General features: G+C 74.3%; 25 protein-coding genes. 17 read left to right on the top strand and 8 right to left on the bottom strand.

Annotated features, from left to right (window positions below):
- Positions 1–95: 95 nt before the first annotated feature.
- The 8 genes from R2737_06935 (at position 96) to R2737_06900 (ending at position 5,447) form a co-directional block, all read left to right on the top strand.
- Entirely contained in the window at positions 96–707 is a 612-nt protein-coding gene (locus R2737_06935) for an aerial mycelium formation protein (GenBank protein MEZ5115985.1), read from the top strand.
- Positions 708–1,682, top strand: coding sequence for an asparaginase (locus tag R2737_06930; GenBank protein MEZ5115984.1), 975 nt, complete (start codon positions 708–710; stop codon positions 1,680–1,682).
- A gap of 126 nt (positions 1,683–1,808) precedes the next feature.
- A complete protein-coding gene (locus R2737_06925; protein MEZ5115983.1) occupies positions 1,809–2,306 on the top strand; it encodes a helix-turn-helix transcriptional regulator in 498 nt (165 codons plus the stop codon).
- Positions 2,303–2,929, top strand: coding sequence for a hypothetical protein (locus R2737_06920; protein ID MEZ5115982.1), 627 nt, complete (start codon positions 2,303–2,305; stop codon positions 2,927–2,929). The genes R2737_06925 and R2737_06920 overlap by 4 nt, the downstream gene beginning before the upstream one ends.
- 256 nt (positions 2,930–3,185) lie before the next feature.
- Positions 3,186–3,473: a DUF2516 family protein gene (locus R2737_06915; protein ID MEZ5115981.1), complete on the top strand. Its 288-nt coding sequence runs from the start codon at positions 3,186–3,188 to the stop codon at positions 3,471–3,473.
- Between the two features lie 25 nt (positions 3,474–3,498).
- A complete protein-coding gene (locus tag R2737_06910) occupies positions 3,499–4,335 on the top strand; it encodes a class I SAM-dependent methyltransferase (GenBank protein MEZ5115980.1) in 837 nt (278 codons plus the stop codon).
- 14 nt (positions 4,336–4,349) lie between these two features.
- Positions 4,350–4,880 carry an O-acetyl-ADP-ribose deacetylase gene (locus tag R2737_06905; protein ID MEZ5115979.1) on the top strand — a complete coding sequence of 177 codons (531 nt, stop codon included), beginning with the start codon at positions 4,350–4,352 and terminating at the stop codon, positions 4,878–4,880.
- Between the two features lie 9 nt (positions 4,881–4,889).
- Entirely contained in the window at positions 4,890–5,447 is a 558-nt protein-coding gene (locus R2737_06900) for a GNAT family N-acetyltransferase (GenBank protein ID MEZ5115978.1), read from the top strand.
- Positions 5,448–5,450: 3 nt separating this feature from the next.
- Here the strand turns inward: R2737_06900 and R2737_06895 are convergent, their stop codons facing one another.
- From R2737_06895 to phoU, 5 genes are all read right to left on the bottom strand, one after another.
- On the bottom strand, positions 5,451–6,188 hold the full coding sequence (locus tag R2737_06895; protein ID MEZ5115977.1) for an alanyl-tRNA editing protein: 738 nt from the start codon (positions 6,186–6,188) through the stop codon (positions 5,451–5,453).
- A gap of 5 nt (positions 6,189–6,193) precedes the next feature.
- Entirely contained in the window at positions 6,194–6,958 is a 765-nt protein-coding gene (locus tag R2737_06890; GenBank protein ID MEZ5115976.1) for a phosphoglyceromutase, read from the bottom strand.
- A gap of 52 nt (positions 6,959–7,010) precedes the next feature.
- Positions 7,011–7,535: a YbjN domain-containing protein gene (locus R2737_06885; GenBank protein ID MEZ5115975.1), complete on the bottom strand. Its 525-nt coding sequence runs from the start codon at positions 7,533–7,535 to the stop codon at positions 7,011–7,013.
- Positions 7,532–8,893, bottom strand: a complete 1,362-nt coding sequence (mshA, locus tag R2737_06880) for a D-inositol-3-phosphate glycosyltransferase (GenBank protein ID MEZ5115974.1) — start codon at positions 8,891–8,893, stop codon at positions 7,532–7,534. Before mshA ends, R2737_06885 begins: the two co-directional genes overlap by 4 nt.
- 95 nt (positions 8,894–8,988) lie before the next feature.
- Positions 8,989–9,657: a phosphate signaling complex protein PhoU gene (gene phoU / locus R2737_06875; GenBank protein MEZ5115973.1), complete on the bottom strand. Its 669-nt coding sequence runs from the start codon at positions 9,655–9,657 to the stop codon at positions 8,989–8,991.
- A 180-nt stretch (positions 9,658–9,837) separates the two neighbouring features.
- On the opposite strand from phoU, the gene R2737_06870 reads away from it, so the two are divergent.
- Together R2737_06870 and R2737_06865 are read left to right on the top strand one after the other, a co-directional pair.
- Positions 9,838–10,914: an ATP-binding protein gene (locus tag R2737_06870; GenBank protein MEZ5115972.1), complete on the top strand. Its 1,077-nt coding sequence runs from the start codon at positions 9,838–9,840 to the stop codon at positions 10,912–10,914.
- A gap of 2 nt (positions 10,915–10,916) precedes the next feature.
- Positions 10,917–11,597 (top strand): response regulator transcription factor, encoded by a 681-nt coding sequence (locus tag R2737_06865; protein MEZ5115971.1) that lies wholly within the window; start codon positions 10,917–10,919, stop codon positions 11,595–11,597.
- A gap of 29 nt (positions 11,598–11,626) precedes the next feature.
- On the opposite strand, the gene R2737_06860 is transcribed toward R2737_06865, so the two are convergent.
- Positions 11,627–12,142 carry a hypothetical protein gene (locus R2737_06860; protein MEZ5115970.1) on the bottom strand — a complete coding sequence of 172 codons (516 nt, stop codon included), beginning with the start codon at positions 12,140–12,142 and terminating at the stop codon, positions 11,627–11,629.
- 42 nt (positions 12,143–12,184) lie between these two features.
- Positions 12,185–12,967, bottom strand: coding sequence for a hypothetical protein (locus R2737_06855; protein MEZ5115969.1), 783 nt, complete (start codon positions 12,965–12,967; stop codon positions 12,185–12,187).
- Between the two features lie 131 nt (positions 12,968–13,098).
- Here R2737_06855 and R2737_06850 point away from each other — a divergent pair, with 131 nt between their 5' ends.
- The 7 genes from R2737_06850 to rlmB all read left to right on the top strand — a co-directional run bounded on the left by R2737_06850 (position 13,099) and on the right by rlmB (position 19,078).
- Positions 13,099–13,581 carry a CarD family transcriptional regulator gene (locus tag R2737_06850; GenBank protein MEZ5115968.1) on the top strand — a complete coding sequence of 161 codons (483 nt, stop codon included), beginning with the start codon at positions 13,099–13,101 and terminating at the stop codon, positions 13,579–13,581.
- A 132-nt stretch (positions 13,582–13,713) separates the two neighbouring features.
- Entirely contained in the window at positions 13,714–14,946 is a 1,233-nt protein-coding gene (locus R2737_06845; protein ID MEZ5115967.1) for a TRAM domain-containing protein, read from the top strand.
- The gene (ispD, locus tag R2737_06840) at positions 14,943–15,656 is read left to right on the top strand and encodes a 2-C-methyl-D-erythritol 4-phosphate cytidylyltransferase (GenBank protein ID MEZ5115966.1); all 714 of its coding nucleotides are present in this window, start codon (positions 14,943–14,945) and stop codon (positions 15,654–15,656) included. Before R2737_06845 ends, ispD begins: the two co-directional genes overlap by 4 nt.
- On the top strand, positions 15,643–16,167 hold the full coding sequence (ispF, locus tag R2737_06835; GenBank protein MEZ5115965.1) for a 2-C-methyl-D-erythritol 2,4-cyclodiphosphate synthase: 525 nt from the start codon (positions 15,643–15,645) through the stop codon (positions 16,165–16,167). The genes ispD and ispF overlap by 14 nt, the downstream gene beginning before the upstream one ends.
- A 53-nt stretch (positions 16,168–16,220) precedes the next feature.
- On the top strand, positions 16,221–16,634 hold the full coding sequence (locus R2737_06830; GenBank protein MEZ5115964.1) for a PPOX class F420-dependent oxidoreductase: 414 nt from the start codon (positions 16,221–16,223) through the stop codon (positions 16,632–16,634).
- 66 nt (positions 16,635–16,700) lie between these two features.
- Positions 16,701–18,107 (top strand): cysteine--tRNA ligase, encoded by a 1,407-nt coding sequence (cysS, locus tag R2737_06825; GenBank protein MEZ5115963.1) that lies wholly within the window; start codon positions 16,701–16,703, stop codon positions 18,105–18,107.
- Complete coding sequence (rlmB, locus tag R2737_06820) at positions 18,107–19,078, top strand: 23S rRNA (guanosine(2251)-2'-O)-methyltransferase RlmB (protein MEZ5115962.1); 972 nt, start codon at positions 18,107–18,109, stop codon at positions 19,076–19,078. The genes cysS and rlmB overlap by 1 nt, the downstream gene beginning before the upstream one ends.
- Here rlmB and R2737_06815 read toward each other — a convergent pair.
- Positions 19,051–20,295, bottom strand: coding sequence for a cation:proton antiporter (locus R2737_06815; protein ID MEZ5115961.1), 1,245 nt, complete (start codon positions 20,293–20,295; stop codon positions 19,051–19,053). The two genes, rlmB and R2737_06815, sit on opposite strands and share 28 nt — an antisense overlap.
- Positions 20,296–20,312: the final 17 nt, after the last annotated feature.

Below are 20,312 nucleotides of genomic sequence, written 5' to 3'. Positions count from 1 at the left end.
GGTACGCATATGGGGGGCCGACCGGACGACGGCGACACCGGGCCGGGACCGCACTCCCCCGTGAGAACGCGTCGCGACGTGGAATCATGCCGCGCATGACCCGTCCCGTCCCCGGCGGCCGCCGGCGCATCGACCGGGTGCTCGCGCCCGCGTTCGTCGCGGATCTGTCCGCCCTGCCGCTGGACGAGCTGCGGGCCCGGCGGGCGGAGGTGGACCAGGAGGAGGCGGACCTGTCGTACCTGCGCCGCCTGCTGCAGGGACGCATCGACCTGCTGGACGCCGAGCTGCGCGGACGGGCCGGCGGTACTCCCCCCTCCGAGGGCCGCCACCATGTGGCGACATCGGCCCGCGGGGCGCAGCCCGGCGACGAGGCTCTGGTGGCCCGGCTGGTCGCGGCCCTGGCCGAGCCGATCGCCCCTCCGCACGGGTCGGGGCGGCATCTGACCGCGGAGCCCTCGCGGGTCGGGGAGAGTCGACGCCGGGTGGAGCGGGCCTGGTCCGACCCGGCGCTGTCCGACCCGGCGCGCCGGTCCTCCGAGGAGCTCGGAGCGGACCTGGTCCGGCTGCGCGCGTTGGAGTCGGAGGTGTCCGAGGTGCGCCACGAGGTGCACCGCGTGGGCGACCTGCTGGCGGTGGAGGTGGGCCGGCGCTACCGCGACGGGGACGCGTCGGTCGAGGCGCTGCTGGACCGCGGGTCCGAGGGCTAGGTGACGTCCGGCAGGCCGGGGTCGGCCGTCCTCGCCGAGGTCCGGCGCTCGGGGTTCGTCGAGGGGGTGCACCGCGGCAGCGCGGTGGTGCTCGACCCGCAGGGGCGGGTGCGCGCCTCGTGGGGCGATCCGGACCGGCCGATCTTCCCCCGGTCGGCCGTCAAGCCGGTCCAGGCGGTCGCGATGCTCCGCCTCGGTCTGGACCTCGACGGTCCGCTGCTGGCGCTGGCGGCCGCCTCCCACAGCGGGGAGTCGTTCCACCTGCTCGGCGTCCTGCAGATCCTGGCCGACGCCGGGCTGGGGCCGGACGCGCTGCAGACGCCGCCCGAGATGCCCTTCGACCCGCAGGAGCGCGACGAGCGCGTGCGGGAGGGGCTGCCCCCGGACCCGCTGGTGATGAACTGCTCCGGCAAGCACGCGGCGATGCTGGCCACCTGCGTGCGCAACGGGTGGGACGTGGGCACCTACCGGCACCCGGACCACCCGCTGCAGCAGGCGATCGCCGCGGAGATCGCCCGTGCCGCGGGCGAGTCGGTCGCCGCCGTCGGGGTGGACGGGTGCGGCGCCCCGGTGCTGGCCGTCTCGCTGACCGGCCTCGCACGCGCCTTCCGCTCGGTGGCCGTGGGGGAGCCAGGCACGCCCGAGCGCCGGGTTGCGGACGCGATGCTCGGCTACCCGCAGTGGGCGGCCGGCACCCGTCGGGACGCCACCGCCCTGATGGTCGGGGTCCCCGGGCTGCTGGCGAAGGAGGGCGCCGAGGCGGTCTACGCCGTGGCGCTGCCGGACCGGACGACGGTCGCGGTGAAGGTGGACGACGGGGGTGCCCGGGCCCGTCCGGTGGTGATGGCCACCCTGCTGCGCACCCTGGGGGTCGGCGCGCCGGTCGTGGACGAGCAGGCCGAGCTGGTGCTGACCGGGGGCGGGCAGCCGGTCGGGGCCGTGGTGGGTGCCCCCGCCCTGTCCGTTCTCCCGTGATCGGGCGTGACTCTCCGCGGGTGCTTGCTGACTTGGGGTCATCCTCTCGGGTGATCGTGAGAAGCGTCACCCCCGAAGTGCTAGCCGTATGTTTGCAATAGCAAGCACATGGGGGACACTGGGGGCGTGGCACGGATCGATGTGAGCGGGCTCGGGGAGTACATCCGCGAGCAGCGCGACCAGGCGCAGATGTCACTGCGCCAGCTGGCCAAGGCGGCGGACATCTCCAACCCGTACCTCAGCCAGGTCGAGCGGGGCCTGCGCCGGCCCTCGGCGGAGATCCTCAACCGGATCGCCGCGGGGCTGCGCATCTCGGCGGAGACGCTCTACATCCGAGCCGGGATCCTCGAGGAGCGCGAGGGCGACGTCACGGTGGTGGCGGCCCTCACGTCAGACCCCACGCTCACCGAGCGGCAGCGGCGCACGCTGCTGGAGATCTACGCGGCCTTCCAGGCCGAGAACCGGGCCTCCGCCACCGCGCAGACCCCCACACCGGGCTCACCCGAGCCCGGTGGCACCCGGGCGACCGACCAGGTTGCCGCGGCACCCTCCGCGGGCGACGAGCCCGCGACCGGCCGCCGGACCGATCGTCCGGGGCCCCGACGAGAGGACAGCACCGCATGAGCACCCCGAGCACCGAGACCCCGGTGACCGGCACCACCCGGACCACCGCCAAGAAGACCACCGCGCGCAAGACCGCCGCGAAGAAGGCCCCGGCCCGCAAGGCCACCACCCGGACCGCGGCCAAGAAGACCACCGCGCGCAAGACCACCGCCAAGAAGGCCCCGGCCCGCAAGGCCGCGACCAAGGCCCCCGCCACCAAGGCCGCCACCCGCGCGACCGCTCCCGTCTCCGGCCTGCGCGCCCGCCTCAGCGCGGTCGAGCTGCCCGAGCTGAAGCTGCCCGAGGTCAAGCTGCCCGAGGTGAAGCTGCCGAAGGTCGAGCTGCCCGAGGTGAAGCTGCCGAAGGTCGAGCTGCCCGAGGTGAAGCTGCCGAAGGTCGAGCTGCCCAAGGTGGACGTCCCCACCGCCGAGGAGCTGCGCAGCCGGGTGCACGACGCCCCGGAGAAGGCCAAGGAGCTCGGCAAGGACGCCCAGGCCAAGGTCGAGGGCTACTCCAAGGACGTCCAGGCCAAGGTCGAGGGCTACTCCAAGGACGCGCAGGACTGGGTCGAGAAGGCCGTCGCCGACGTGCGCGAGTCGGTCTCCAAGGCCGTCGTCCTGGTCCGCGAGGCGCTGGGTCTGTGACCCGACAGCAGTGATCGGTCCCCGGCCGCGGTAGCGCGGCGCCGGACCGAACGACCCCGGGGGGTCGCACCGTGCAGAACGGTGCGGCCCCCCGGACGTGTCTCACCCGCATCCTCCGACCGCTTCGCGAGTGCCGGGTTGTGGCCGTGCGCCAGGGTTCTGCGGCGGCCACAACCCGGCACTCGGCGTCAGTGGACGCGTGACGTCGGGGGAATGGGCGGAGGCGGGGTGGGCGGGGTTCGCGTACCGTGGTCGGGTGCTCTTCGACCTGACCCAGAACCTGGTCATGACGGCCCTGTGGGTGCTGTTCCTCCTGCTCAAGGTCTGGGCCTTCGTCGACTGCGCCCGGCGCCGGTCGGACGCGTTCCCGGCCGTCGGCCGGCAGAGCAAGACGCTGTGGCTGGTGCTCACCGGCATCGCCGCGCTCACCGCCGTCGTGCTGTCCCCGCTGGGCCTGGTCGGCATCGCCGGCCTGGTCGTGTCGCTGGTGTACCTGTTCGACATCCGTCCGCGGATCGTGGACATCACCCAGCGTCGCTGGTGACACCGCCGGGGGTAGGGCTGCCGTGGTGACGCAGCCCGCGCGGGCGCCCCGCCCGCAGGGCACCGTCACTCGCGGCACCACCCATCCCAATCGGCTGCGCCGGGTCGACCGCTGGCTGGTCCGCGCAGCCGGACCGGTGCTGCGCGACGCCCCCCGCCCCGTCGTGGTGGACCTCGGCTACGGCGCCGAGCCGGTGACCACCGCGGAGCTCGCCCACCGGCTGCGCGCGGTGCGCCCCGACGTGGAGGTCGTGGGCATCGAGATCGACCCGGACCGGGTGCAGGCCGCGGGCCGCTGGGAGGGGCCGCGGCTGACCTTCCGGCTCGGTGGCTTCGAGCTGCCGCTGCCCGACGATGCGCGGCCGGTGGTGGTCCGCGCGTTCAACGTGCTGCGCCAGTACCCCGAGGACGCCGTGCCCGGTGCCTGGCGGACGATGGTCGACCGGCTCGCCCCGGGCGGCCAGCTCGTCGAGGGCACCTGCGACGAGGTCGGGCGACGGGCCAGCTGGGTCACGGTGCGCGCCGGTTCGGCCCGCGAGCGCGACGCGACGCCGGTCCCGGAGACCCTCACGCTGGCCGCCCACCTGGGCTCGCTGGCCCGTCCCGGGGACCTGGCCGAGCGGCTGCCCAAGGCGCTGATCCACCGCAACGTCCCCGGCGAGGGTGTGCACGACCTGCTCCGCCGGCTGGATCGGGCCTGGGCCGCGGCCGCCCCGTACGCCGCCTTCGGCGCCCGCCAGCGCTGGGTCGCGACGGTCCGGTCGCTCGCGTCCGACGGTGTCCCGGTCCGCGACGGTCCGGCCCGGTGGCGTCTCGGCGAGGTCACGGTCCCGTGGAGCGCGGTCGCCCCGACCACCGGGTGAGCCATCCTGGGCGGGTGCGGGTGGAGGCCGTCCTCGGGGACATCACCGAGCAGCGCGTCGACGTCGTCGTCAACGCGGCGAACGCCGGCCTGCTCGGCGGCGGCGGCGTCGACGGGGCGATCCACCGGCGCGGTGGCCCGCGGATCCTCGCCGCGTGTCGCGAGGCCCGTCGGGACCGTTACCCCGACGGGCTGCCCACCGGGGACGCGGTCGCCACCACGGCCGGGGACCTGCCGGCCCGCTGGGTGGTGCACACCGTCGGCCCGCGGGCCTGGGAGCACCCCGACGGCGGCGCGGACCTGCTGGCCTCCTGCCATCGCCGGGTCCTGGAGGAGGCCCACGCGCTGGGCGCCGAGTCGGTGGCGTTCCCGGCCATCTCCTGCGGCGTATACGGCTGGGACCCGGTGCACGCGGCCCCCGTCGCGGTCGCCGCGGTCCGGGACTGGGAGCGTGACCACCCGGACAGCACCGTGACCACCGTGCGGTTCGTGCTGTTCGACCAGACCGCGTATGACGCCTTCCTCGCGGCTACCGGCGCGGCATAACCTCATCCGATGCCGCGCCTCCCCGACGCCCAGGTGACCCCTCGGCTGCTGCTGCGCCCCTGGCGGCCGGATGACGAGGGCGACGTCGACGCGGCGTACGAGATCTACCGCCATAGCGAGGTGTCCCGGTGGCTGGGGTCCCGCCCCTCGCCGCCCCGAGGTCGTGACGAGGTGCACGGCCGGCTGGTGCGCTGGGCGGACAGGGCGGACGGCACGCTGGGCGTGTTCGCCGTCGTGCCGTTCGGCGGCCCGGACCGCCCGCTGGGCACCGCGCTGCTGCTCGACCTGCCCGCGAGCGACGGCGGGGGCGAGGACGGCGCGTACGAGATCGGCTGGCACCTGCACCCGTCCGTGTGGGGGCGCGGCTACGGCCGCGAAGCCGGTGCGGCGATGGCGCTGCGGGCCCGTGCCGGCGGGATGCCCGAGGTGCGCGCCGTGGTCTACGCCGGCAACACGCCGTCGCTGGCCGTCTGCGACCAGCTGGGGATGACCCGGCTCGGGCTGACCGACCGCTGGTACGGCGTCGACCTCGTCGACCACGTCCTCGACCTGCGCGACCCGCTCTAGCCCCTATCGCTCCAGCGCGATCCGGATCCGGCGGAAGCCCCGGCCCTTGTTCTCCACCTTGGCCACGCGCATCCGGCCGATCTGCCGGGTCGACGCCACGTGCGTGCCCCCGTCGGCCTGCACGTCCAGTCCGGCGATGTCGACGATCCGGACGATCTCGATGTCCGGCGGCAGCAGGTTGGTCGCGGTCCGGATGAGGTCGGGGATGCGGAACGCCTCCTCGCGCGGCAGTTCGTACGCCTCGATCCCGCGGTCGGCGTCGACCTCGACGTTGCACGCCTCCTCGACCGCGGTCTTGAAGCCCTCCGGGACCGTGTCGAGGTTGAAGTCCAGCCGGCCCTCCAGCGGTTCCATGTTCGACCCGGTCACCAGCGCGCCGAAGTCGCGGAACACCACCCCGGACAGCAGGTGCAGGCCGGAGTGCGTGCGCATCAGCGCGGTCCGCCGGTCGTCCTCGACCGCCCCGCGCACCGCGGTGCCGACCGGCGGCAGCGGGTCGCCCTCGCGCGGCACCAGCCACAGGTCGTCGCCGCGGCGGACCCCGTCGATGCGGGTCTGCACGCCGCCCCACAGCAGCACGCCGTGGTCCGGCGGCTGGCCGCCTCCGCCGGGGTAGAACGCCGAGCGGTCCAGCACCAGCCCCTGCTCGGGGTCGACCGCGAGCACGGTGGCGTCCCACTCGCGCACGGTCGCGTCGGCCAGCTCCAGCCGGTGGGTCCGGCCGTGCCGGTCCGCGCCCACCGCCGTCAGCCCCGCCCCTGCGCGGCGACCGCGGCCGCGGCCTCCTTCGCCGCCTCCGGGTCGAGGTACTCCCCGCCGGGGGTGAGGGGCTTCAGCGCCTCGTCCAGCCGGTACACCAGCGGGATGCCGGTCGGGATGTTGAGGGCCGCGATGTCGGCGTCGGAGATGCCGTCGAGGTGCTTGACCAGCGCCCGCAGCGAGTTGCCGTGCGCGGTCACCAGGACGGTCCGCCCCGAGCGCAGGTCGGGCACGATCGCGTCCTCCCAGTACGGCAGCATCCGGTGCACGACGTCCTTGAGGCACTCGGTGCGGGGGACCACCTCGGGCGGGAGCGCGGCATAGCGGGGGTCGTACGTCTGCGCCCACTCGCTGTCCGGGTCGATCGGCGGCGGCGGGGTGTCGTACGAGCGCCGCCAGAGCATGAACTGCTCCTCGCCGTACGCCTCCAGGGTCTCCTTCTTGTTCTTCCCCTGCAGCGCTCCGTAGTGGCGCTCGTTGAGCCGCCAGCTGCGCTGTACGGGGATCCACGCGCGCTCGGCCGAGTCGAGGGCGAGGTTCGCCGTGCGGATGGCGCGCCGCAGCACCGAGGTGTGCAGCAGGTCGGGCAGGATCCCCGACTCGGCCATCAGGCGGCCACCGCGCACGGCCTCGGCCTCACCGGCCTCGGTGAGGTCGACGTCGACCCAGCCGGTGAACAGGTTCTTGGCGTTCCAGTCGCTCTGGCCGTGGCGCAGCAGGATCAGGGTGTACGGGGCGGAAGCGGTGCTCATGCCCGAGATCCTGCCGTACCCGCGCACCGGTCGCCGCCCGGGTCCGCAGCGGTCAGTCGCCGGACTCGGCCTCGGGTCGCTCGGCGATGTGCCGGAACGCCTCGAGGTTGTCCGTGGACTCCCCGCGGGACCGACGCCACTCCCACTCCGCCTTGATGGCCGTCGCGAACCCGAGCTCGAGGATCGTGTTGAAGGAGCCGTCGGCGTACTCCAGCACCGCGCCGAGGACCCGGTCGAGCTCGTCCCGCGTCACCGCGGGAAGCGCCATCCGGCCGGCCAGGTAGATGTCGCCGAACTGGTCGAGCGCGAACGCGACGGCGTAGGTGCGCCGGTTGCGCTCCAGCAGCCAGCGGTGCACTGCGGCGTGGTTCTCGTCCGGGTGCCGCGCCACGAACGCGTTGATGCTCAGGGCGTGGTCGCCGACCACCAGCGAGGTGGTGGTCTTGAGTTTGCGCTCCCCGGGGAGCACCACGACGAACGAGTCGGGAGCGGCCTCCTCGTGCTCCAGGCCGGATTCGGCGAGGTACGCGCGGACGACCGTCGCGGCGGCCTCGCGCTGCGCGTGCGTCCCGGTCACGACAACCCGGCGACGGCCCGCTCACGCAGCGGCGCCGCGGCCCGGTCGCGGAGGGCGTGGGCGTAGACGTCCAGGGTCCGGGCCGCGGTCGCGGACCAGCCGAAGGCCGCCGCGTGCTCCCGCGCGCCCAGGGAAAGCCGGCGTCGCTCGGGCCCGTCGTGCAGCAGCCGGTCCAGGACCCGGGCGTAGTCGGCCGGGTCGTGGCCGTCGACCAGGACGCCGGAGCGGCCGTCCGCGACCGCGGTCACCAGCCCGCCCACGGCGGCGGCCACCACCGGCGTCCCGCAGGCCTGCGCCTCCACGGCCACCAGGCCGAAGCTCTCGGAGTACGACGGCACGACCACGACGTCGGCGGCGCGGTACCACTGCGCCAGCCCGGTGCGGGTCTGCGGGGGCTCGAACCGGACCACTTCGGAGACCCCGAGCGACTCGGCCAGCTCGACCAGGGCCTGCGGTCGCTCCAGCCCGCTGCCGGAGGGGCCGCCGCACACGACGACGACAAGCCGCTCGCGCAGCCGCGGCTCCCGGGCGAGCAGGTCCGCGGTGGCCCGGATCAGGACGTCCGGGGCCTTCAGCGGCTGGATCCGGCCGACGAACAGCAGCACCTGGGCGTCGGGCCGCAGCCCGAGGCGGGAGCGTGCCGCGACCCGGTCGCCGGGGGTGAACACGTCGAGATCGACCCCCGGGTGCACGACGTCCACCCGGTCGGGGTCGGCGCCGTACAGCCGCACCAGCTGGCCCGCCTCGTCGGCGGTGTTGGCCACCAGGCGGTCGGCGGCCGCGACGACCTGCTCCTCGCCGATGACCCGCACGGGGGGCTCCGGTGCGTCGCCGGTGGCCAGGTCCAGGTTCTTCACCTTCGCCATCGTGTGCATCGAGTGGACCAGCGGGACGCCCCAGCGCTCCGACGCGATCCAGCCCACCTGGCCGGACAGCCAGTAGTGGGAGTGCACCAGGTCGTACCAGCCCTCCGGCCGGGCCGCCTCGGCGCGCAGCAGCCCCGAGGTGACGGCGCACAGCTGGCCGGGCAGGTCCTCCTTGCGCAGCCCCTGGAAGGGGCCGGCGGACAGGTGGCGCACCAGGACGCCGGGCGCGAGCTCCACGGTGGGCGGCAGGTCCGACGCGGCCGCTCGGGTGAACACCTCGACCTCGACCCCGGCCGCTGCGAGGCGGGTCGCGGTCTCGACGACGTAGACGTTCATCCCGCCCGCGTCACCCGTACCGGGCTGGTCCAGTGGGGAGGTGTGCACCGACAGCATGGCGACCCGGCGCGGGAGCACACCGTGACCGCCGATGACGCGCACGAGCACCTCCCGGACCGGGACGGGCACCTGCTGTGGTGCCTCGGGGACTGCCAACAGGGGCAGATCCTCCCGCATTCCCCGCCGCGCGGCACCCGCAGTCGATCCCCGTCCCGGTGAGGGGGACGAGGTGAGGGGGACGGCAGCGTCGCTCAGGGGGTGGACTCGATCTCCACGGAGGCGTAGGGCTCCCCGGTGACCATGGTCACCACGCGACGGGTGATGGTGACGGCGTGGTCCGCGTAGCGCTCGTAGTAGCGGGACAGCAGGGTCACGTCGATGGCGGCCTCGACCCCGTGCGACCAGCTCGGGGACAGCACGATCGTGAACAGCTCGCGGTGCAGCCGGTCCATCTCGTTGTCGTGCGCGGCGACGTCTGCGGCCAGCGAGATGTCCCGAGTCGCCAGCACCGTCCCCGTCTTGGACACGATGGCCTCGGCCAGCGCGCCCATCTGGGCGAAGGTGGCCCGTAGCTCCTGCGGGACGGCCGGCTTGGGGTAGCGCATCCGGGCCTGCTTTGCCACGTGCTCGGCCAGGTCGCCCATCCGCTCGAGTGACGCAGCGATGCGCAGGGCCCCGACGATCATCCGCAGGTCGGTGGCGACGGGGGCCTGCAGGGCCGTCACGTCGAAGCACTTGTCCTCGACGACCGTGGTGAGTGCGTCGAGCTGTTCGTCGGCGTCGATCACCGACTCCGCAAGCTGCAGATCGCCGTCCAGCAGTGCCTGGGTGGCGTGGTTCATCGCGGATCCGACCAGGGTGGTCATCTGGACCAGGTCCTCGCTGATCGCGTCGAGCTGGTCGTGGTAGCGCTGCCGCATCGGCCCTCCTGATGTCGGCCTCACCCTAGGTCGGCTCGGTGACGTCGGTGACCGCCCCGGTGAACGTACGGCAACCGACCGATGAACTCCCGGTGACCCCGGTGAACGGCCGGACAACGTTGCGGTGCAGGCCTCCTGGTGAGGTGCGGTCGTCGGTCCGGGCGCGCCTATGCTCGACCCGTGCCCACCGGTCGCGAACTGCCCGAGGACGTCGTGCGCGTCCTCGCGGTCCTGCCCGGCGGATCGCTGGTCCTCGGCCCCGACGACCAGGTCCTGTGGGCGTCCGGCCGGGCCTCCGCCCTGGGGCTGGTCCGCGACGAGCGGATCTCCGTGGGCGAGATCCGCCGAGCCGTTGCCCGCTGTCGGCGCACCGACGAGGTCGTCGACCAGGACCTGTGGATCCGGCGCCCTCCGCTGTTGCGTGAGCGGGTGGAGATCCGGATCCGGGTCGCCAGCCTCGACGACCAGCGGATCCTCGTGCTCGTGGACGACCTGTCCGAGGAGCGCCGGGTCGACGCGGTCCGGCGGGACTTCGTGGCCAACATCAGTCACGAGCTCAAGACCCCGGTGGGCGCGCTGGCGCTGCTCGCAGAGGCGGTGCTGGCGGCGGCCGACGAGCCCGAGGCCGTCCGTCGCTTCGCCGGCCGGATGCAGGCGGAGGCAATCCGGCTCGGGAACCTGGTGAACGACGTCATCGATCTGTCCCGCGTACAGGGCGACGACCCGCTGGGGCGCGCGGCCACCGTCCCGGTCGACCGGGTCGTGGCGGACGCCCTCGACGGGTGCCGCACCCTCGCGGCAGGCAAGGACATCGAGCTGCTCACCGGCGACGAGACCGGTCTAGTCGTGTACGGGGTCGAGTCGCAGCTGGTCACCGCGCTGCGCAACCTCGTCGTCAACGCCATCACCTACTCGGCGGCCAGCACCCGGGTCGCGGTCGCGGCCCGTGTCGCGGACGGATTCGTCGAGGTCGACGTCAAGGACCAGGGGATCGGCATCCCGCCGGCGGACCTGGACCGCGTCTTCGAGCGCTTCTACCGCGTCGATCCGGCCCGCTCCCGCGATACCGGGGGCACCGGCCTGGGGCTGGCGATCGTCAAGCACGTGTGCCGCAACCACGGTGGCGACTGCCGGGTGTGGTCGGAGGTCGGGGTCGGTTCCACGTTCACCCTCCGACTGCCCGTCATCGCCGCCGAGCGCCTGCCGTCCGCACCCGTTCCCGAGTCCGAGGACCGGCTGGTCCCGCAGGGAGGCTGACAGTGACCCGAGTGCTGGTGGTGGAGGACGAGGAGTCGTTCTCCGACGCCCTGGCGTTCATGCTGCGCAAGGAGGGTTACCAGGTGGCGGTGGCCGCCGACGGGCACCGCGCCATCGAGGAGTTCGACCAGCACGGGGCCGATCTGGTGCTGCTGGACCTGATGCTCCCCGGAGTGCCCGGCACCGAGGTGTGTCGCACCCTGCGGTCGAAGTCCAACGTCCCGATCATCATGGTGACCGCCAAGGACGGTGAGATCGACAAGGTCGTCGGGCTGGAGCTGGGCGCCGACGACTACGTGACCAAGCCGTTCTCCTCCCGCGAGCTGGTGGCACGCATCCGCGCGGTGCTGCGCCGTGGCGGCGAGCCGGACGAGCTCGTCCCTGCCGTGGTCGAGGCCGGCCCGGTGCGCATGGATGTCGAGCGGCACTCGGTGACGGTGCGCGGGCAGGAGGTGGCCATGCCGCTGAAGGAGTTCGAGCTGCTCGAGCTCTTCCTGCGCAACTCCGGCCGCGTGCTCACGCGCGGCCAGCTGATCGACCGCGTGTGGGGCGCGGACTACGTCGGCGACACCAAGACGCTCGACGTCCACGTCAAGCGTCTGCGCGGGAAGATCGAGCCCGACCCGGGCAACCCGGTGCACCTGGTCACCGTGCGGGGACTGGGCTACAAGTACGAGGCCTGAGCGACGCGAGTCCTGCGCACCGCGTCGGGTCAGGCGACCGGCTCGGCCGGGACCGGTCGGATGCCCTCGTAGTAGCCGGTGGCGGGAACGACCAGGACGCTGATGTCGGCGATGCCGGCGTTGGCCATCACGATCGATACCGGGACGTAGGTGCTGACCGCCAGCTCGGTGTCGTACGCGTTGACCCAGGCCTGGCCGCCCTCCGAGCCGAAACCGACCGAGGCGCCGGGGGCGACCTTCACGGTCCCACCGGTGATGTAGGCCTGGTTGTCGGCGATGTCGACCTCGACCAGCTCGTCCTCGGTGTCGCCGGCGTTGACCAGGCGCATCACCAGGGTGGCGCTGGTCGAGCCCTCCGGCCCCAGGACGAGGGTGGCGTTCTCGATCTTGATGTCACCGACCTGGGCCTGGACGCCGTTGCCGGTGTTCATCGTGTTCTGCACCGTCGTGGTCGCCTCGAACCCGTTGAAGCAGCCCGACAGGGAGGGGACGAGGGCGAGGGCGAGGGCGACGGCGGCGGTGCGGCGGACGACGGTACGGCTCACGGCGGCTGGCTCCTGCGGGGCGGGGACCACGACGCGGGGAGCCTAGCGGGCGGGGGCTGCCGCCGGGGCGCCCGGCAGGCTCAACGTGTCGAAGCTGCCGTCGTACGACGTCCCGGGGCCGACGTCGCGCAGCACGTCGCCGATGACGCCGTCGGCGTGCACGGTCACGACGGTCAGGCCGCTCGGGCCGACCACCGACAGGGCCCCGGTCGGCTCGGTCAGCCAGGTGGCGCTGCCCGGGACCTGCCGGGCGGCCGCGCGCATGTCCTCGCCCTGCTCGGGCGTCCCGGCCAGAACCACCCGGACACGCTGCTCGGCGGCGGCGCGGCCGACGTCGGCGAGCGCGGCCTCACAACCGGTGCCGCACCCCTCTGCCGGCCACAGCACGAGCACCGCGGGGCGGACGTCGGCCGTCGAGCGGTCCAGGCCGTTGACCACGACCGGGACGTCCGGCAGCAGCCCGCCGGGCTGGCCGACCGGGACGTCCACGGTCGCCCGCGGCATCGTCTGCGGCAGCGGGCCGCCGCTCACGCTGAAGGTCAGCAGCAGCGCCCCGAACAGCGCCACCATGACGGCGACGCCGATGGCCAGGGACGTGATCATCCCGTCCGGCGCGGACGGGAACTGCGGGGAACGGGTCGGGTCAAAAGGCTTGGGGAGCCGGCGGATCCGGGCGGCTGGCGACCCGGGTCGCGCGTCGGCTCGGGCACGCGCCGCGAGCTCGCGGTAGTAGGCAAGCCGGTCCCGATCGAGCTCGCGGGCGTCGTCGGGGATCACCACGTCCCGCAGCTCGGGCGGCAGGTCGTCCGGCTCGAGCGCGCCCATGGGTCCAGTATCCGCCGGGCCCGGGACGGTCGCCACCGCGGCGGTCCCGTCCGGTCCAGCGGTTCGGCCGATCCGGGACCAAGATCAATCTCCCGTGCTACCCTGGGTAGTCCGGGAAAGGGGCTAACTGCATGACGTTCAAGGTCGGCGACACGGTCGTCTACCCCCATCACGGGGCCGCTCTCATCGAGTCGATCGAGATCCGGACCATCAAGGGGACCGAGAAGGAATACCTCGTCCTGCGCGTCGCCCAAGGTGACCTGACCGTCCGCGTGCCCGCGGACAACGTCGACCTCGTCGGCGTTCGCGACGTGGTCAACGCCGAGGGACTGGACCGGGTGTTCGAGGTCCTGCGCCAGCCGTACACCGAGGAGCCGACCAACTGGTCGCGCCGCTACAAGGCCAACCTGGAGAAGCTGGCCTCCGGCGACGTGATCAAGGTCGCCGAGGTGGTCCGCGACCTGTGGCGCCGCGAGCGTGAGCGCGGTCTGTCGGCGGGGGAGAAGCGGATGCTGGCGAAGGCGCGCCAGATCCTGGTCAGCGAGCTGGCCCTGGCCGAGAACACCAACGAGGACAAGGCGGAGGCGATCCTCGACGAGGTCCTCGCCTCCTGACGGGGGCGTCCCCACCGGTGCCGTGTCCGAGCACCACGACTCCGACACCCGGCCGCGCCCGCGGCCGGGTGTCGCACGTTCCGGGGCGCTGAGCCCGGCACGGGTCGCGGCGCGGCCGGTCGCGGAGGCTCGATGCGACCGCGGCTGACCCGCGTGCCCAGCGCCACCGTGGAGGCGCTGCGGCTGCTCGTCGTCATCTTCGGCGCGGGCGTCGGCTGGCAGGTGGCGCAGGCCCTCGGCGCGGACGAGGACACCAACCTGCTCGGGCCGTTCAACGGGCTGTGGATCGGCGTGATCGTGGGGGCCGGTCTCGGCTTCTCCCTCGGCGGCGTCCTGGTGCGCTCGCTGATGACGTTCTTCGACCGGGGCGAGCGGGCGCTGGACGGGCTGTCCGCCGAGCAGGTCGTCGCCGGCGGCTTCGGGGCGCTGCTCGGCGCCGCGCTGGCGACGCTGGTGACCTGGCCGGTCTTCTTGCTGATGACGCCGCTGCTGGCCGTCCCGCTGTTCCTGTTCGTCGTGGTGGCCGCGGCCGTCTTCGGGTTCCAGGCCGGCCGCCGGCGGCGCGGTGCGGTGCTCGAGGCCGTGGGGCCGCGGGCCGGCCTGTCCTCCCGCGGGCCGTGGATCGGCCGGCTGCCGCGCATCCTGGACACCTCGGTCGCCATCGACGGCCGCATCCTCGACGTCGTCCGGGCCGGCTTCCAGGGCGGGCAGATCCTGGTCCCCGAGCCCGTGCTCGCCGAGCTGCAGGGCCTGGCGGACTCCTCCGACGACCTGCGCCGCGCCAAGGGGCGCCGGGGGCTGGACGTGCTCGAGGCCCTGCGCAAGGAGGACACCGTCGACCTCGAGGTGGTCCCCGACGGCGCGCTCGCGATCCCGGAGGTGGACGCCAAGCTGGTCCGGATGTGCCTGGACCGCCCGGCGGCGCTGCTCACCTTCGACTCGAACCTGGCGAAGGTCGCCTCCCTGGCCGGCGTGCGCGTGCTCAACATGCACCGGCTGGCCCTGTCGCTGCGCCCACCGGTGGTGGTCGGCGACCTGCTCACGGTGCACCTGACCAAGCCGGGCAAGGAACAGGGCCAGGCGGTCGCCTACCTCGACGACGGGACGATGGTGGTGGTCGAGGGGGCGCGCGACCGGGTCGGTGAGGACCTCGAGGTGGTGATCAGCAGCGTGCTGATGACGGCCAACGGCCGGCTGGTCTTCGCCCAGCCCGGGGGCCAGACGCTCGGCCAGGCGGGCGGGTCGGACCTGCGTCGCAGCGTGCGCCCCGCGCACGCGCCCGCGCCCGACGAGCACCCCACGCCCGGTGACCTGCGCCCGGCCGCACCGCACCGCGGCCGCACCGGTCGGGACGGCCGGTCGTGACCGGTCCGCGGGTCGCCGCCGTCGTGCCCGCCGCCGGTCTGGGGCTACGGCTCGGACCCGGGGCGCCCAAGGCCCTGCGCACCCTGGCCGGCACCCCGATGCTGGCGCTCGCCGTCCGTGCGCTGGCCGCGGCACGGTCGGTGGACCTGGTGGTCGTCGCGGCCCCGCCGGGCGACGAGGACGACGTGCGGTCGCTGCTCCACGACCACGTCGGCGGCGCGGACCTGGAGGTCGTCCCCGGGGGGGCCACCCGGCAGGACTCCGTGGCGCACGCGCTGCTCGCCCTGCCGGCCGACGTCGAGGTCGTGCTGGTGCACGACGCGGCCCGGCCGCTGGTCCCGGTGGGCCTGGTGGAGGCGGTCGCTCAGGCGGTGCTGGCGGGGCAGGACGCGGTCGTCCCGGGGCTCCCGGTGGCGGACACCGTCAAGCAGGTCGACGGCGACGACGACGTGGTCGCGACGCTGGACCGCGCCGCGCTGCGCGCGATCCAGACCCCGCAGGGGTTCCGGCGCTCGGTGCTGCAGGCCGCGCACGCCGCCGCGGGCGGCGACGACCCGGCGACCGACGACGCCGGCCTGGTGGAGCGCACGGGGGTCCGGGTACGGGTCGTCCCCGGGCACGCCGAGGCCTTCAAGGTGACCCGACCGCTGGACCTGGTCCTGGCCGAGGCGGTCCTGGCGCGCAGGAGGGCCGCCGGTGCCCTCACCTGAGCAGCCGTCCCACTCGGGGTCCGCGCAGTCGCCCGCGCCGGCGGCCATCGCGGTCGGGATCGGCGTCGACGTGCACCCGTTCGACCCCGACCGGCCGCTGTGGCTGGCCGGCCTGCACTGGCCGGGCGAGCCGGGCCTGGCCGGCCACTCCGACGCCGACGTCGCGGCGCACGCGGCATGCGACGCGCTGCTGAGCGCAGCCGGGCTGGGCGACCTCGGGTCGCAGTTCGGCACCGCCGACCCCCGCTGGGCCGGCGCGTCCGGCGCGGCGCTGCTGGCCGAGACCGCGGCCCGGCTGGCGGCCGCCGGTTGGCGCATCGGCAACGTCGCGGTGCAGGTCGTCGGCAACCGGCCCCGGCTGGGGCCCCGGCGCCAGGAGGCGGAGGAAGCGCTGTCCACGGCCTGCGGCGCCCCGGTGCGGGTGAGCGCGACGACGACCGACGGCCTCGGGCTGACCGGGCGCGGCGAGGGCGTGGCGGCGATCGCCACGGCCCTGGTCACCCGCTCCTGAGGCCGCCCCCCCCCCGGGGTGCGGGACGCCGGCCGCGGCCGTACGGTCACCCCATGCCGACGCTGTCCTCCTCGACCGAGCTGCCTCCCCAGGCGCGCGCCTGGATCGACGCCCCCGAGTTCGCGACCATCGCCACGGTCGAGCCCGACGGGCGTCCGCACCTGTCCGTGGTCTGGGTCGAGCGCGACGGCGACGACCTGCTGGTGTCGACCGTCGTCGGGAGGCGCAAGCACCGCAACCTGGTCCGCGACCCGCGCGCCACCGTCCTCGTCTCTCCGCGAGAGCAGCCGTACTCGTACGTCGAGGTGCGGGGCACGGCCTCCCTGACCGAGGAGGGCGGCCGGGAGCTCATCGACCGGCTCAACCTCAAGTACCACGGGGTGGACCGCTACGCCGGCGACGACGGCACCGACAACGTGCGGGTCGTCGTCCGCATCACGCCGGACAAGGTGGTCGTCCGGGGCTGACCGTCCCCGCGGGCGCGGGTCCGCGGGCGGGCGGGGTGCGGCTGCGTGCCCACTAGGCTGCCGCGGGTGAGCCTGCGCCTGTATGACACCGCCACCCGGGCGGTCCGCGACTTCGTCCCGCTGCGACCGGGCGAGGTGTCGGTCTACGTGTGCGGCGCGACCGTGCAGGCGGCCCCCCACATCGGGCACATCCGCTCCGGGGTGTCGTTCGACGTGCTGCGGCGCTGGCTGGAGGCGCAGGGGACCCGGGTCCTGTTCATCCGCAACGTCACCGACATCGACGACAAGATCCTCGACACCGCCGTGCACGAGGACCGGCCGTGGTGGGCCGTCGCCGCGCACTACGAGCGAGCGTTCGCCGAGGCGTACGAGGTGCTCGGCTGCCTGCCGCCGACCGCGGAGCCGCGGGCCACCGGCCACGTGCCGGAGATGGTCGAGCTGATGCAGCGGCTGATCGACCGTGGGCACGCCTACCCCTCCGACGGCGACGTGTACTTCGACGTGCGCTCGTGGCCGGAGTACGGCGCCCTGTCCGGCCAGCGCATCGACGACATGCAGGCGGCGGCGGACAGCGACCACGCCGACCGCAAGCGCGACCCGCACGACTTCGCGCTGTGGAAGTCCGCGCGGCCGGGGGAGCCGGCCTGGCCGACGCCGTGGGGAGCGGGCCGCCCGGGTTGGCACCTGGAGTGCTCGGCGATGGCGACGAAGTACCTCGGGGCGTCGTTCGACATCCACGGCGGCGGCCTGGACCTGGTCTTCCCGCACCACGAGAACGAGATCGCCCAGTCCAACGCCGCCGGGGACCCGTTCGCCCGCTACTGGCTGCACAACGCCTGGGTGACGACAGCGGGCGAGAAGATGAGCAAGTCGCTGGGCAACTCGCTGCTGGTGACCGAGATCGTCAAGCGGGTCCGGCCGGTCGAGCTGCGCTACTACCTGGTCGCCGCCCACTACCGCTCGATGATCGAGTTCTCGTTCGAGGCGCTGGAGGAGTCGGCCGCGGGTTACCGCCGGATCGAGGCGTTCCTGCGCCGTGCCGCCGCCGGACCGGTCGAGGGCCCGCTGGCCGACGCAGTGCCCGCGGCGTTCGCGGAGGCCATGGACGACGACGTGAGCGTGCCGCGCGCGCTGGCAGTCCTGCACGACGCGGTGCGGCACGGCAACGCCGCGCTGGACCGCGGCGACGACGAGGAGGTCGCGGCCACCGCGCGGGCCGTGGGCGCGATGGCCTCCGTGCTCGGCGTCAACCCGACCGACGCGCCGTGGGCGGGGTCCGCGGACGGGGGTGCTGAGCGGCTGCGGGTCGTGGTCGATGCGCTCGTCGGCACGGTGCTGCAGCAGCGCGCGGACGCTCGGGCGCGCAAGGACTTCGCCGCCGCGGACGCGCTGCGCGACGGGCTGACGGCAGCCGGGGTCCAGGTCGAGGACACCCCGGCCGGGCCGCGCTGGTCCCTGGAGGGGGAGCACTGATGGCGGGCAACTCGCAGCGCAAGGGCGCCATGCGCAAGGCCGGCAGCAAGAAGGGTGCCACCGTGGGCTCCGGCGGGCAGCGGCGCAAGGGTCTGGAGGGCAGGGGCCCGACCCCCAAGGCGGAGGACCGCGAGGGCCATCCGGCCCGGCGTCGGGCGCGCGCTGCCGAGAAGCACGCGAACGCGTCGCGCGGGTCGGGCTCCCGGGGTCCCCGGACCGCGCGCGACGGCGCCGAGCTGGTGATGGGGCGCAACCCGGTGGTGGAGGCGCTGCGCGGCGGGGTCCCGGCGACCGCGCTGTACCTGCAGCAGTACGTCGACACCGACGACCGGGTCCGCGACGCGGTGCGGCTGGCGGCCGACCGGGGTGTCTCGCTGCTGGAGGTGACCCGGCCGGAGCTGGACCGGATGACCGGCGGCGGGGTGCACCAGGGCCTGGCGCTGAAAGTGACCCCCTACCAGTACGCCGACCCGCACGACCTGCTGGACCGCGCGGCCGCGGCGGACGAGCCGCTGCTGGTGGTGGCCCTCGACGGTGTGACCGACCCGCGCAACCTCGGCGCGGTCGTCCGGTCGGCGGCCGCGTTCGGCGCGCACGGCGTGGTCGTCCCGGAGCGGAGGGCGGCGGGCGTCACGGCCGCGGCGTGGAAGACCTCCGCGGGTGCAGCGGCCCGGATCCCCGTGGCGCGGGCCGTGAACCTCACCCGGGCGCTGAAGGACCTGCAGCGCGCCGGGTGCATGGTGGTGGGCCTGGCCGCGGACGGCGACGTCTCGCTGCCCGACGTCGACCCGGACCTGGCCCGCGGCCCGCTGGTGCTCGTCGTCGGGAGCGAGGGAGCGGGGCTGTCCCGGCTGGTGGCCGAGACGTGCGACCTGCGGGCGTCGATCCCGATGACGGCGAGCACCGAGTCGCTCAACGCCGGCGTCGCCGCCGGCATCGCGCTCTACGCGGTCGCCTCGGCGCGGGCCTGACGCGCGTCGGCCCGGCGACCCACCACGTCCGACGCCAGCGGCAGCACCAGCACGGTCAGCGCGCCCGCACCGACCAGGGCCGCGGCGTTGCCGCTCGTCATCGCCCCGCTGCCGACGGCGACCGAGGTGACAGCGACGATGATCGGCAGCCCGGTGGCGATGAGCAGCGAGAGCTGCAGTCGGCGCAGCGGGTCCGGGATCGCCCGCCGGTAGACCAGCAGCTGGGGAGCGCCGCGCAGCAGCAGCAGGAGCACGAATGCGATCACCAGCGGGACCGGGTTGTCGATGATCGAGCGGATGTCCAGGGTCGCCCCGGACACGACGAAGAACAGCGGGATGAAGAAGCCGAACGCCAGCGCCTCGATCTTGGTCCGCAGCGTCGCCTCCGGCCCGTCCGGGGCGTAGCGGCGGAAGATCATGCCGGCCAGGAAGGCGCCGAGGACCACGTCCAGGCCGAAGCCGCCGGCCAGGGCGAGCAGGGCCACCAGCAGCAGCACGGTCAGCCGGACCGGTGTCTGGCTGCTCGTCTCGTCCCCCTGCGTGATGACCCCCTCGATCCGCCGGTTGCGGATCCGCTCGGGCACCCACGACAGCAGCAGGGCGACCAGCCCGAACAGGACCAGGCTGATGATCGCGGCCAGCTTGCCCTGGGCACCGAGGAGGACCGACATCGCGAGTACCGGCCCGAACTCGCCGAAGGCCCCCGCGCCGAGGAAGAGTCGGCCGAACGGAGTGCCCACCTGCCCCTGGTCGCGCAGCACCGGCAGCAGCGTCCCCAGCGCCGTGCTGCTGAGTGCGATCGCGGTGGCCGCGAACGTCTGCGCGATGCCCACCAGGTCCAGCGTTCCCACCACGACGATGGCCAGTCCGAACGAGACCAGCCACCCGATCAGACCCAGCCGGCCCGGCTCGCCCCTCAGGGCGTCCTGGTCGATCTCGTACCCGGCCAGGAAGAACAGGAAGCCCAGGCCGAGGTTGCTCAGCAGCAGGATCGCGTCGTCCGGCTCGATGAGGCCCAGCAGCTCCGGTCCGGCCACCACGCCCAGCCCGATCAGGACGACCACCTCGGCGACCTTGAGCCGCAGCAGCCCCACCAGCAGCGGGGCGAGGGCGGCGATCGCGGCGATCGCCAGCAGCGAGCCCAGCTCGCGCTCCAGCGGGTCGGCCGCCTCGGCCACCACGGCCGCGAGCGACCCCACGTCGACCAGCTCGGTCACGCCGTCTCCCTCAGCTC

The organism is Candidatus Nanopelagicales bacterium (assembly GCA_041393815.1).
Lineage (GTDB): Bacteria > Actinomycetota > Actinomycetes > S36-B12 > JAWKJK01 > JAWKJK01.
This window is presented reverse-complemented; position numbering and strand designations above follow the sequence as displayed.